The 12714-nt window shown below is 65.3% G+C and carries 9 protein-coding genes and 1 pseudogene; 5 read left to right on the forward strand and 5 right to left on the reverse strand.

Annotated elements, in window-relative coordinates:
* Positions 1-128 precede the first annotated feature (128 nt).
* The 3 genes from ACFLEY_RS02565 (at position 129) to ACFLEY_RS02575 (ending at position 3379) form a co-directional block, all read left to right on the forward strand.
* Positions 129-1193, forward strand: a complete 1065-nt coding sequence (locus tag ACFLEY_RS02565; protein ID WP_060909918.1) for an acyl-CoA dehydrogenase family protein — start codon at positions 129-131, stop codon at positions 1191-1193.
* Between the two features lie 16 nt (positions 1194-1209).
* Positions 1210-2370 carry an acyl-CoA dehydrogenase family protein gene (locus ACFLEY_RS02570; protein ID WP_060909917.1) on the forward strand — a complete coding sequence of 387 codons (1161 nt, stop codon included), beginning with the start codon at positions 1210-1212 and terminating at the stop codon, positions 2368-2370.
* A 196-nt stretch (positions 2371-2566) separates the two neighbouring features.
* Complete coding sequence (locus tag ACFLEY_RS02575) at positions 2567-3379, forward strand: enoyl-CoA hydratase/isomerase family protein (RefSeq protein WP_060909916.1); 813 nt, start codon at positions 2567-2569, stop codon at positions 3377-3379.
* A gap of 251 nt (positions 3380-3630) precedes the next feature.
* On the opposite strand, the gene ACFLEY_RS02580 is transcribed toward ACFLEY_RS02575, so the two are convergent.
* The 5 genes and pseudogenes from ACFLEY_RS02580 to ACFLEY_RS02600 all read right to left on the reverse strand — a co-directional run bounded on the left by ACFLEY_RS02580 (position 3631) and on the right by ACFLEY_RS02600 (position 9980).
* A protein-coding gene (locus ACFLEY_RS02580) for an IS3-like element ISRj2 family transposase (RefSeq protein WP_129557324.1) occupies positions 3631-4760 on the reverse strand; the annotation gives its coding sequence in 2 pieces (ribosomal slippage) (positions 3631-4508 and positions 4508-4760; 1131 coding nt in all).
* Positions 4761-4850: 90 nt separating this feature from the next.
* Positions 4851-6965, reverse strand: a complete 2115-nt coding sequence (locus ACFLEY_RS02585; protein WP_211434178.1) for an acetate--CoA ligase family protein — start codon at positions 6963-6965, stop codon at positions 4851-4853.
* A gap of 112 nt (positions 6966-7077) precedes the next feature.
* On the reverse strand, positions 7078-7827 hold the full coding sequence (locus ACFLEY_RS02590) for a hypothetical protein (RefSeq protein ID WP_060909878.1): 750 nt from the start codon (positions 7825-7827) through the stop codon (positions 7078-7080).
* A gap of 2 nt (positions 7828-7829) precedes the next feature.
* A pseudogene (locus ACFLEY_RS02595) lies at positions 7830-8620 on the reverse strand (enoyl-CoA hydratase).
* Positions 8621-8774: 154 nt separating this feature from the next.
* Complete coding sequence (locus ACFLEY_RS02600; RefSeq protein WP_011082976.1) at positions 8775-9980, reverse strand: ABC transporter substrate-binding protein; 1206 nt, start codon at positions 9978-9980, stop codon at positions 8775-8777.
* A gap of 346 nt (positions 9981-10326) precedes the next feature.
* On the opposite strand from ACFLEY_RS02600, the gene ACFLEY_RS02605 reads away from it, so the two are divergent.
* Together ACFLEY_RS02605 and ACFLEY_RS02610 are read left to right on the forward strand one after the other, a co-directional pair.
* On the forward strand, positions 10327-11127 hold the full coding sequence (locus ACFLEY_RS02605) for a thermonuclease family protein (RefSeq protein WP_373565399.1): 801 nt from the start codon (positions 10327-10329) through the stop codon (positions 11125-11127).
* A gap of 133 nt (positions 11128-11260) precedes the next feature.
* Entirely contained in the window at positions 11261-12652 is a 1392-nt protein-coding gene (locus tag ACFLEY_RS02610) for a M48 family metalloprotease (RefSeq protein WP_249163303.1), read from the forward strand.
* Positions 12653-12714 lie beyond the last annotated feature (62 nt).

Below are 12714 nucleotides of genomic sequence, written 5' to 3' on the forward strand. Positions count from 1 at the left end.
GTGCCGCAGATGGGCTTGCGATCAACGCTTGTCAGGGCCATGGCTTTTTCAGATCATCGGGCGCAAGAAGAGACCGCGCGCCGGCTTGACTTGGCGGGACGCGCCAATGGCAAAGCACGGGGAACGCTGTGGCGGAGAGTGACAATATCGTCGTCGAGACCGCGGAGAAGATCTTCGCCGATCTCGCCGACCCGCAGACCATCAACAACGACAAGAAGGATTCCTGGCAGGCGCCGCTATGGCAGGCGCTGAGCGAGGCCGGACTGCCGCTGTCCTGGGTGCCGGACGATCTCGGCGGCTCCGGCGCAAGCCTTGCCGACGGCTTTGCGCTGCTCAACGCCGCCGGCCGCTTCGCGGTCGCGGTGCCCCTCGCCGAGACCATGCTGGCGGGCTGGCTGCTCGCGCAGGCCAGGATCGCCTCGCCCGAAGGCGAGATGACGGTCGCCCCGGCGTCGCCGAAGGATCGCATCACGCTCGATGCCGACGGCGCGCTCTCCGGCCGCGCCCGCGGCGTGCCCTTTGCCAAGGCCGCGAAACATTTTGCCGTGCTGGCGCATGGCAAGGACGGCGTCTCGATCGCGCTGGTCGATGCCAGCAAGGGCCGGATCGAATCCGGCCTCAATGTCGGCTATGACCACAGCGACACCGTCACGCTCGACAAGGCCCAGCCAATCACGATCAAGCCGGCGCCGAAGGGCTTTGACCAGACCGCCCTGATGCTGATGGGCGGCGTCGCGCGCAGCCTTCAGATCGCGGGCGCGCTGGAAGCGATGCTCGACATCTCCGTGCGCTACTCCAACGAGCGCGTCGCCTTCGAGAAGAAGATCTCGAAATTCCAGGCCGTGCAGCACAATCTCGCGCGGCTTGCCGGCGAATCCGCCGCAGCGCTCGCGGCCGCAACCTCCGCGGCCGATGCCATTGCAAACGCAAAGGCGTTCAACGACGAGGTCTACCTGGAGGCCGCCTCGGCAAAGATCCGTTGCGCGGAAGCCGCCGAAAAAGGCGGCGCCATCGCGCACCAGGTCCATGGCGCGATCGGCTTCACCATGGAGCACATCCTGCACCGCTATTCGCTGCGGGCGCTGGCCTGGCGCGACGATTTCGGTTCGGAAAGCCACTGGGCGGTCGAGCTCGGCAAGCTGGTCGCAAGGCGCGGCGCCGACGAACTGTGGCCGCTCGTAGCTTCGCGTTGATCGGGAGACGAAACACATGACCGCTGCCCTCCGTTTCGATCCGATCCGCCTGCCCGAGAAATGCGAGCAATTGCGCAAGGAAGTCCGCGCGTTCCTCGCCGAGGAGATCGCCGCCGGCACTTTCGATCCGCACAAGCCCAACCGCGAAGACACCGACGCGCCGGAATTTTCCCGCCGGGTCGGCGCCAAGGGCTGGCTGGGCATGACCTGGCCGAAGAAATATGGCGGCCAGGAGCGCTCGTTCCTCGAACGCTACGTGGTGACCGAGGAGATGCGCGTGGCGAATGCGCCGACGCGGCGCTTCTTCGTCGCCGACCGCCAGAGCGGGCCGGTGCTGCTGAAATACGCGCCTGAACACATCAAGATGGAGATCCTGCCGCGCATCTGCCGCGGCGAGATCTGCTTTGCGATCGGCATGAGCGAGCCGAATTCCGGCTCGGACCTGTTCGCGGCGAAGACCCGCGCGACCAAGACCGACGGCGGCTATCTCATCAATGGCACCAAGATCTGGACCTCGTCGGCGCATATCGCCGACTACATGATCGCGATCTTCCGGACCTCGCCGCCGACCAAGGAGAACCGCCGTCACGGTCTGACGCAGTTTTTGGTCAAGATGAAGCAGCCGGGCATCCAGGTGAACCCGATCGGCCAGATCACCGGCCAGTACGAGTTCAACGAGGTCGTCTTCACCGACTTCTTCGTCCCTGACGATCACGTGCTCGGCGAGGTCGACGGCGCCTGGAAGCAGGCGACGAGCGAGCTTGCCTACGAACGTTCGGGCCCCGAGCGCTTCCTGGAAACGTACTATGTGCTCACCGAGCTGGTCCGCGCGGTCGGTCCCAATCCGGACACACGCAGCGCCGAAGGCATCGGCCGGCTGGTGGCACAGCTTCACACCATGCGGCGCATGTCGGTCTCCGTCGCCGGCATGCTGCAAGCCGGCAAGGAGCCGGTGGTGGAAGCCTCCATCGTCAAGGACATCGGCACGGTCTGGGAGCAGCAGCTTCCGCATCGCGTGCGCGATCTCGCCGCCTTCGTCGAGGAGACCGCGACCAACCGCGAGACGCTGGAGCGGCAGCTCGACTTCGCCATCAAGACCGCACCGAAACTCACCATCCAGGGCGGCACCACCGAGGTGCTCCGCGGTATCATCGCGCGCGGACTTGGCTTGCGCTAGCGCTGATGAAAGCAAGCTCCCGGCCACGCGCTCCGTTCACCTCTCCCATAGGGAGAGGTCGATTTGCGTCAGCAAATCGGGTGAGGGGTTACGCTCCATCGAGGGACCGCAGCCCCTCACCCGGCGCTACGCGCCGACCTCTCCCTATGGGAGAGGTGGTTCTTCGCTACGGACAGATCGAGATATAGGAGGCCACATGAGCACGTATACAGATATCGGCGTCGACAAGGTCGGGCATGTCGGCACCATCGAGATCCGCCGTCCGCCGCTCAACTTCTTCGACATCTCGCTGATCAACCAGATCGCGGACGCGCTCGACGAGTTCGACCGCGACATCGAGATCCGCGCCTCGGTGCTCTCGGCGCAGGGCAAGGCGTTCTGCGCCGGCGCCAATTTTGGCGACCCTGCGCGACAAGCCCAGGAAGCGCGCGCGGCCGAGAAGAAGGGCGACCCGGCCGACAACCTTGGCCCGATCAGCCATCTCTACATCCAGGCCGTGCGCATCTTCCGCGCTAAGAAGCCGATCGTCGCCGCCGTGCAGGGCGCGGCGATCGGCGGCGGCCTGGGCCTCGCGGTGTCCGCGGACTTCCGCGTCACCTGCCCCGAAGCACGCTTCTCCGCGAACTTTACAAAACTCGGCTTCCACCCCGGCTTCGGCCTGACCGTGACGCTGCCGGAGCTGATCGGCAAGAACAACGCCGAGCTGATGTTCTACACCAGCCGCCGCGTCACCGGCGAAGAAGCGGTCAAATGGGGCCTCGCCAACGAGCTGGTGCCGCAGGACCAGGTGAAGTCGGCCGCGATGAAGCTCGCCGGCGAGATCGCCGAGTGCTCACCGCTCGGCCTGCTCTCGACGCGCGCGACGATGCGCGCCAGCCTCGCCGACCGCGTCATGGCCGCCACCAACCACGAGCTCGCCGAGCAGACCCGCCTGCGCGCGACGGAAGATTTCAAGGAGGGTGTGAAGGCGACGGAAGAACGGCGCGCGGCGAATTTCAGGGGGCGGTGACCTCTTCTTCCTTCTCCCCTTGTGGGAGAAGGTGGCGCGAAGCGCCGGATGAGGGGTATCTCTCCGCAAATGCCTCTCTCGCAGATGTGTGCGCGGAGAGAACCCAGAGCTGGCCCCGGTTGTTTGGACAGCGCCCCGCTGGATTTAAGTGGATTCCTGCCGGGTTATGCTGAACGCGGGGCTTTACGGTTTTGTCGTTGCGTCGGGAGGGCGTAGCCCGACCAGAGCGACGACAAAACCGTCGGCGACGGTCATGCGGCCATCACCATAGCTTGCGTGCCGAAGTAAGCCTCGTCGGGCGTGCGCCCGTCAAGGCTCGAGTGAGGGCGTCCCTGATTGTAGAAGGCCAGATACTTGGCAATTGACGCTCGCGCCTCGGACACGCTGTCGTAGGCGCGGAGATAAACTTCTTCGTATTTGACCGTGCGCCAGAGCCGCTCGACAAACACGTTGTCGCGCCAGGCGCCCTTGCCGTCCATGCTGATGGCGATCTTCGCGTCCAGCAGCACATCGGTGAACTCGAGGCTGGTGAACTGGCTGCCCTGATCCGTGTTGAAAATCTCGGGCCTGCCGTGCTTCGCCAACGCCTCCTGGACCGCTTCGACGCAGAAGGCCGCCTCCATTGTGATCGAGACGCGATGGGCCAGGACCCGTCGGCTGAACACATCGACGACCGCCGCGAGATAGACGAAGCCACGCCGCATCGGAATGTAGGTGATGTCCATTGCCCACGCATGGTCGGGCCGCTCGATCTTCAATCCGCGCAACAGGTACGGGTAGATCTTGTGACCCGGAGCCGGCTTGCTCGTGTTCGGGCGACGATAGACCGCCTCGATCCGCATGCGCTTCATCAGCGTCGCGATGTGGCGGCGACCGGCGTATACGCCCTCCCGCCGCAGCAACGATCGCAGCATACGCGCTCCCGCGAAGGGATAATCGAGATGCAGCTCATCGAGCCGACGCATCAAGGCAAGGTCCTCGGCCGAAACTGGCCGAGGTTCATAGTAGACCGTGCTGCGAGCCAGCTTCAGGACCTTCGCCTGGCGCACGATAGAAAGATCATGACCGCGGTCGATCATCGCTTTGCGCTCAGCAGGCCCGCCTTGGTGAGCGCGCCGGACAAAAAATCGTTTTCCAACGCCAGCTCGCCGATCTTGGCATGTAACGCCTTCAAATCGACCGGCGTCTCGGCCGATGTCTTGTCATGCCCAAACACGCCGGCGGCGCCTTCCAGGAGCTGGTTTTTCCAGATCGTGATCTGGTTCGGATGAACATCAAACAGTTGCGCCAGCTCCGCCAGTGTCTTGTCGCCTTTGACCGCAGCCAAAGCAACCTTCGCCTTGAATGCCGGAGAATGCGTCCGGCGGCTCTTCTTCGTCATCTTCGCTCCTGATTCGCAGCAAGAATCCTCGCCGCTGTCAGGCAGAAAATCCACTCAAGCTACTGTCCGAATTTGCGGGGCCAGCTCTGTTTAGCCGCGCCCCACCACCAGCGCGTCCACGATCGTCACGCCCTGCCCTTCGGCGTGCACCAGCACCGGGTTGAGCTCGATCTCCGCGATGTCCCTCGCATGCCGCGCGGCGAGCACGGAGACGTCCGCGATCAATTGCGACAGCGCCACGACATCCGCCTTCGCTGCTCCGCGAAAACCGTTCAGCAATGGCGCCGCCTTCAAACCCTTGAGCATCGCCCCCGCCTCCTCCGCACTCACAGGCGCCGGACGATAGGCGACGTCACGGAACAGCTCGGTGGTGATCCCACCGAGACCCACCATCACCATCGGACCAAAGGTCTTGTCCGTCATCGTGCCGACGATGATCTCGACACCCTGCTTCGCCATCGGACCGACCAGCACGCCCTGGATCACAGCCTCCGGGCGGTGCTTGCGCGCATTGCCCAGCAGCGCCTCGAACGCCAGAAACACCTCGCCCTTGGCGGCGATGTTGACGCGCACGCCGCCGATCTCGCTCTTGTGCGCGATGTCGGGCGATTGGATCTTCATCACCAGCGGGAAGCCGATGCGGGCGACCGCTTCATCGAGCCCGGCCTTGTCCTTCACCAGCACTTCGTCCGGCAGCGCGATGCCGGCGGCGCGCAGCAACGCCTTGCTGTCGGCCTCTGACAGAACCGGCGAGGTCAGATGCGCGGAGAGATCGCGCGACGGCAACCGCGCCTCGTCCGCGGGCTTCGGCAGCTCGAAACGGGCGTAATCCACGAGTTGCCGCATCGCGACGCCGGCATGGGACAGGCCGGAGAGCACGACGACGCCGGATTTGGCAAGCTCGCGCCGTGCGAAGTCGGACGGCACCGTGTAGGAATAGAACAGCACCGGCTTGTGCTGCGCCGCCAGCACCGGCGTCAGCTCCTCCTCCCTGAAGGGCTTGCGCATCTCGCTCGACAGCGACAGCACGACCAGGATCGCGTCGACCTCGTCCGAGGCCGTGAGCAGATCGACGCTCTTCTGAAGACCGCCCGACGTGACGCCCTGCGCGGTGACGTCGATCGGATTGCGCGCGGTGCCGTAGGACGGCATCAGCGTCTTGATCTCCGCCTGGACCGGTTCGGACAATTCCGGCACCTGCAAGCCCCGCAGCGCCACCGCATCCGCGCCCCAGATGCCGGCGCCGCCGGAGACGGTGACGACCGCAACGCGATCGCCCTTCGGCAACGGGTTGCTCGCCAGCACGGCGGCAATCGTCAGCGCCTCGTCGAGATCGTTGGAGACGATGAAGCCGTATTTCGCGAACACCGCATCATACGCTGCCGACCAGCCGGCCATGCTCGCGGTATGCGAGGCCGCGGCGCGCTGGCCTGCGCCGGAGCGGCCGACTTTCGTGACGATGACGGGCTTCTTCACCTCCGCGGCGCGGCGCGCCGCCGTAAGAAACTTGCCAACGTCGCGGATGCCTTCGATGAACAGCAGGATCACGTCGGTCGAGGAATCCTGCACCAGGTAATCGAGGAATTCGCCGGCGCCGAGATCGGATTCGTTGCCGGCGCTGACGACGTAGCTCACGGCGACACCGAGCGCCCGGGCGCGGTGATAATAGGCAAAGCCGATGCCGCCGCTCTGCGCGACGATGCCGATTCGTCTTTGCGTGGCGACGAGCGGCACCACACCCGGCTTGACGTCCACGGCCGGGCTGAACGTCGCCGCCACGCGCTGCATCTGGCTGAAAAAGCCCTCCGCGTTGGGGCCGGAGATCCGCATGCCCGTGCGCTTGGCCAGCGCCGCGATCGCATCCTGCATCGCCGCACTGTCGCCGCCCTCCTCCGCAAAGCCGGAGGAGATGATGACGGCGTTCCTGACGCCGGCGACGGCGCATTGCTCGAGCGCAGGCAGCACGGCACGGGCGGGAATGATGACGACGGCGAGATCGATCGACGCACCGATCTCCGCGATCGACTTGTAGCAGGCGAGCCCGTCGATCTCGGCGTAGTTCGGGTTCACCGGATAGATCTTTCCGGGATACTCGTTCTTGCGCAGCATCGCGAGCAGCCGCCCGGGAATCTTCTCATGATCGCGCGAGGCGCCGATCAGCGCGATGCTGGCGGGCGAAAAGAAGCTGTCGAGCGGATGCGGCATTGGGAGGCGAGTCCTTTTTCGTGGAGCCGTGCACTCTCTCAAACCGTCATCCCCGCGCAACGGCGAAGCCGTTGCGCGGGGATGACGGTTTGAGAGCTACGAAGGCGAGAGCTCACGCATTGAGCCGGAACGTCACTCCGCCCAGCAAGAACTCGTTGCCAGCCACCGCGTGGCCTTTCGCCCTCGCCGCGTGCAGCACACTCGCGACATCAGCGACCCGGAACTCCAGCGCGCTCATGATCTCGCTACGCCCCTTCACGAAACGAAAAGTTGCGTTGGGCAGCCTCAGCTCGGCATCGCTTGGCGCAACCCCGATGATCCCGCCCCAGTGCTCCGCCAGCCCCGCTGGATCCGGGCTCTGCATCTCCACCGCTGTCAGCGCCTGCGTCACATCCTTGCGGATAAATTTCTGCCAGTCCGGTCCCGCCGGCGGATACGGCCCCAGAATGTCGTCGCTGCCTTTGGTGTGGTTGAACTCGATGAAGGCCGCGCGGCAGTCGCGCGGATGGAGCTGCACGCCGTGATACGGCGCGTGGTCGATCACGTTCGCCGTACGCACGCCGAGCGCGTTGGCGTTGCAGCCGCGCTCGTCCGGATCGTTGCAGCAGAAGATCGCCATGTAGCCGCCGCGGCCGCCGGTCTTCTCGATGAAGCGGCCGGCGGTGGTGCCGTCCTTGAAGGGGGCGACCACCTCCAGCAGGATCGTGTCGACCGGGAGCAGGGCGTTCTCCAGGCCGTATTTTGCGACATTGCCGTCGCGGTAGCAGACGGCGAGGCCCATGATGTCCGCGATGTCGGAGATCACGGGCGCGAGCTGCGGCGCGACCAGGCAGATCTGTCGCAAGCGCACATAGGGCGCCATGGTCATGCGCCCTTGAAGGTCGGCTTGCGCTTCTCGACGAAGGCCTTTGCGGCCTCCTTGTGGTCCTCGGTGTCGCCGCAGCGGGTGTGATGGATCGCCTCGCCGTCGAAGCAGTCCTCCAGCGCCAGATGCTCGGCATTGTTGATGTTGCGCTTGATGAAGCCGAGCGCGATCGAGGGGCCCTGCGCCAGCGACAGCGCGAGCTCGTGGGCGGCAGTGTCGATCTCGGCGTCGGGCACGACCTTCGTCACCATGCCGATGGCCTGCGCCTCCTTCGCGGTGAGCACCGGCGACATCAGATAGAGCTCGCGCGCCCGCGCGCTGCCCAGCAGCTGGGTCAGGAAATAGGTGCCGCCGTAATCGCCGGAGAAGCCGACCTTGGCGAAGGCGGTGGTGATCTTGCAGGATTCAGAGGCGATGCGCAGATCGCAGGACAGCGCCATCGAGAGGCCGGCACCGGCCGCGGCGCCGTCGAGCTGCGCCACCACGGGTTTCGGCATCTGGTGCAGGATGCGCGAGACTTCCATGCCGCGGCGCAGATTCGCAAGCTTCTGCTCGAACGGCAGCGGCGCGCGGCCCTCCGCCATCGACTTGACGTCACCGCCGACACAGAACGAGCCGCCGGCGCCCTTGAACAGCACCGCGCGCACCTCCGATCGTCAGCCGCGCGCCGCGCCGCCTCGACCAGCCCGCGCACCATGTCCGGGTTGAGCGCGTTCTTCCGTTCGGGGCGATTCATCGTGATGGTGAGCAGCCCGCCTTCGAGCTTTTGCAGGACCATGTCGTTACTCATGGGACGTCTCCCTCTTGTTGTTTGTTGTTTCGTCATTCCGGGGCGCGCCGACCGTTAGATTGTCGTTCCGGGGCTCGCGAAGCGAGAACCCGGAACCTCGAGATCCCGGGTTCGCTTCGCGCCCCGGGATGACGTCATGACTTACGTCACGCCGTCACTTCTTCACCAGCGGGCAGCGCGACTGCTCCAGCGACTGGAACGCTTCGCTGCCGGGCACGGTGGCGAGCAGCTTGTAGTCGTCCCAGCGGCCCTTGGATTCCGACGGCTTCTTCACCTCGAACAAGTACATGTCGTGGATCATGCGGCCGTCCTCGCGGATCTTGCCACCCTTGGCGAAGAAATCGTTGATCGGCGTCTCCTTCATCACCTTGATGACCGCAGCCGCATCCGTCGTGCCCGCCGCCTTCACAGCTTTCAGGTAATGCGTCACGGAGGAGTAGACGCCGGCCTGCGCCGAGGTCGGCGGCCGCTTCATGCGCTCGGTGAAGCGCTTGGAGAATGCACGCGTGTCGTCGTTGAGGTCCCAGTAGAAGGCTTCCGCCAGCAGCAGGCCTTGCGCGGTCTCCAGTCCGATCGAATCGATATCGGTCACGAAGGCCAATAGCGGCGAGACCTTCTGGCCGCCCTTGGTGATGCCGAACTCGGCCGCCTGCTTGATGGCATTGACGGTGTCGCCGCCGGCGTTGGCGAGGCCGATCACCTTGGCCTTGGAAGCCTGCGCCTGGAGCAGGAAGGATGAGAAGTCCGACGTGTTGAGCGGATGGCGCACGCCGCCGAGCACCTTGCCGCCGGTCTTGGTGACGACGGCGCTGGTGTCCTTCTCCAGATCCTGGCCGAAGGCGTAGTCGGCGGTGAGGAAGAACCAGGTGTCGAGGCCCGACTTCACGGCTGCAAGGCCGGTCACGTTGGCCTGGCCGTAGGTGTCGAACACGTAGTGCACGGTGTAGGGACCGCAGGCCTCGTTGGTGAGACGGATCGAGCCCGGGCCGTTGAACATGATGATCTTGTTGCGCGCCTTCGCGATCTCGCCCGCCGCAAGCGCGGTCGCGGAGGCCGCGACGTCGTAGATCATCTCGACGCCCTGGTTGTCGAGCATGTCGCGGGCGATGTTGGCGGAGAGATCCGCCTTGTTGAGATGGTCGGCCGCCAGCACCTGGATCTTGCGTCCCAGCACCTCGCCGCCAAAATCCTCAGCGGCCATCTTGGCTGCGGTCTCGCTGCCGGGACCGGTGATGTCGGCATAGAGGCTCGACATATCGAGGATGCCGCCGATCTTCAGGGGCGGCTTGTCCTCGGCCTGCACGGCGCTCGCACTCAGGGCCAACGCGGCGGCAAAAATGCCCGGCAAAATTCTCGTCATCGAAAAAGACCTCCCTTATCGCGCCGTACTCTGATGGCGGCTTGGTTATTGCTCTTGGTTATCGCTATTGCCGCAATCATGCCGCATGCGCGAGGGGGCAGCAAGCGCGAGGGGCGTGCAGGTCGCGCGATCGTCACGCGTTTTCCGCAAAGCGGAATGGTGGAATGACGCAAGACGTTTCCGCACCGTCATTGCGAGCGCAGCGAAGCAATCAGACTGTCACCGCGGGGACAGTCCTGGATTGCTTCGCTGCGCTCGCAATGACGCATGTGAGGCAATGGCTGAGCGTCACACGGCCACTGGATCGGATCGAAGCACTTCGTCGTTGGCCTCGTTTGAGTTAAGAGTGGAGCGTAACGCAACCTCTCCAGGCAACGTGACGCGACTGCTTCACCTCATCGTCGCACTTCTTCTCGTTGCGGGTCGCACTGCGTTCGCGGCGCCGTGCCAGTTCGAGTCGCAGGGCGATGGCCGCGTCGCCGCGATCGTCGATGCGCGCAGCGTGCGTCTGGACGACGGCCGCGAGATCCGCCTTACCGGAATCGAGCCGACCGCAACGACGAAGCAGGCGCTGGGTTCGCTGCTCGTCGGCCGCGACGTGACGCTGCGGAGCGCCGACGACACGCCCGACCGCTATGGGCGCCAGCGCGGGTTGATCTTCATCGGCGAAAGCGACACCCCGGTGCAGGCGCTGCTGCTGGCCCAGGGCGACGCCATCGTCTCCGCCGAGATCGCCGACAGGGACTGCGCGGCCGCCCTGATGTCGTCCGAGGCCGAGGCGCGACGCCAAAAAAAGGGCAACTGGGCTGACCCGTCGGCCATAAAAAACGCGGAAAGTCCGGACGATATTTTGGCCGGGATCGGGCGTTTTGTGGTGGTCGAGGGCAAAGTCCTATCGGTCCGGCAAGCTGGGGCAATGACCTACCTCAACTTCGGACGGAACTGGACACGCGGCTTTGCCGTGACTATTTCAAGGCGCGCATCACCGGCGTTCGAAACCGCCGGGATAGCCCTTAAGTCCCTGGAAAATCGACGTATTCGAGTCCGGGGCTGGGTTGAGGGGAATACGGGGCCGCGTATCGATGTGCGCCTCGTTGGACAGGTCGAGTTGCTGGGTGCAAACGAGCCGGCAGGGGTAAGGCCTTAAACGGGCCGGGCACGGGTTAAGCGACGTGAATGGGGTGCTAGAACAGCACTGGACGGGTGAAGGCCGCCGCCTTCGGGCTGCGCCGGCCGTGCTATGCCTTTTGCTGGGCACGGCGCTCGCCGGTTGCGGCGACATGAACCGGTTCCAGACCGCGGCGGCCCCGCCGGCGGTCGCGATGCCCAAGCCGAAGCCGGCCGTCGCGCAGACCCCCGCCACCGAAAAGGAGCACGAGCGCATCCTGGCGAGCTACGGCGGCACCTATGACGACCCGAGGCTCGAATCGCTGGTCACCAAGACCGTCGACCGGCTCGTCGCCGCCTCCGACCGCCCCGACCAGGGCTACCGGGTCACCATTCTGAATTCCGGCGCGGTCAACGCCTTCGCGCTGCCGAACGGCCAGCTCTATGTCACGCGCGGTCTTCTTGCGCTCGCAAGCGATACGTCGGAGTTGTCCTCCGTGCTCAGCCACGAGATGGCGCATGTGCTGTCCAAGCACGCCGCGATGCGCGAGGACCAGGCGCGCCAGGCCGCGATCGTCACCCGTGTCGTCACCGACATGAGCAACGATCCCGATCTCACCGCGCTCGCGCTGGCCAAGACCAAGCTCACCATGGCGAGCTTTTCGCGCAACCAGGAGTTCGAGGCGGACGGCATCGGCGTCGGCATCTCCGCCAAGGCACATTTCGACCCGTATGGTGCCGCGCGCTTCCTTTCCGCGATGGAGCGCAATGCCGAGCTCAAGGCCGGCAAGACCTCGCTCGATCCGCGCGCGCAGGACTTCACCTCGTCGCATCCGGCAACCCCGGAGCGTGTGCAGAACGCGCAGACCATCGCGCGGCAATACGTCGCTCCGGAAGGAGGCGAGCGCGACCGCGAGAGCTATCTCGCTGCGATCGACAACCTCGTCTATGGCGAAGACCCGAGCGAAGGTTTTGTCCGCGGCCGGCGTTTCCTGCATCCGAAGCTCGGCTTCACCTTCCAGGCGCCGGACAATTTCACGCTCGACAACACCGCGCAGGCGGTGATCGGCGTGCGCGACGGCGGCTCGCAGGCGATGCGCTTCGACGTGGTGCGGGTGCCGGCCGAGCAGTCGCTCGGCGATTACCTCAATTCGGGCTGGATGGAAGGCGTCGAGAAGGCGTCCACGGAAGACATCACCATCAACGGCTTCCCGGCCGCGTCCGCCACCGCCAAGGGCGACCAGTGGCAGTTCAAGGTCTATGCGCTGCGTTTCGGCAGCGACGTCTACCGCTTCATCTTCGCGGCACGGCAGAAGTCGACCGAGAGCGAGCGCAATGCGCGCGAGACCGTCAACTCGTTCCGTCGCCTGACCCTCGACGAGATCCAGGCCGCCCGCCCGCTGCGCATCAAGGTCATCACCGTGCAGCCCGGCGACACCGTGGAATCGCTCTCCCACCGCATGGCCGGCGTCGATCACCCCGCCGAGCGCTTCCGCGTGCTCAACGGCCTCGATCGCAACGCGCAGGTGAAGGTGAGGGATCGCGTGAAGGTCGTGGCGGATTGACGCTGCGCTAAGCGCGCGTCATCCCGGGGCGCGCTTGGCGCGAACCCGGGATCTGGAGCCAC

This window comes from Bradyrhizobium sp. YCK136 (genome assembly GCF_044570075.1).
In the GTDB taxonomy this organism is placed as follows: Bacteria; Pseudomonadota; Alphaproteobacteria; order Rhizobiales; family Xanthobacteraceae; genus Bradyrhizobium; species Bradyrhizobium diazoefficiens.

Coding starts and splice junctions, on each gene's coding strand:
- ACFLEY_RS02575 (WP_060909916.1), top strand. CDS start 2,567: ATGAGCACGTATACAGATATCGGCGTCGACAAGGTCGGGCATGTCGGC.
- ACFLEY_RS02585 (WP_211434178.1), bottom strand. CDS start 6,965: ATGCCGCATCCGCTCGACAGCTTCTTTTCGCCCGCCAGCATCGCGCTG.
- ACFLEY_RS02600 (WP_011082976.1), bottom strand. CDS start 9,980: ATGACGAGAATTTTGCCGGGCATTTTTGCCGCCGCGTTGGCCCTGAGT.
- ACFLEY_RS02570 (WP_060909917.1), top strand. CDS start 1,210: ATGACCGCTGCCCTCCGTTTCGATCCGATCCGCCTGCCCGAGAAATGC.
- ACFLEY_RS02610 (WP_249163303.1), top strand. CDS start 11,261: ATGAACCGGTTCCAGACCGCGGCGGCCCCGCCGGCGGTCGCGATGCCC.
- ACFLEY_RS02590 (WP_060909878.1), bottom strand. CDS start 7,827: ATGGCGCCCTATGTGCGCTTGCGACAGATCTGCCTGGTCGCGCCGCAG.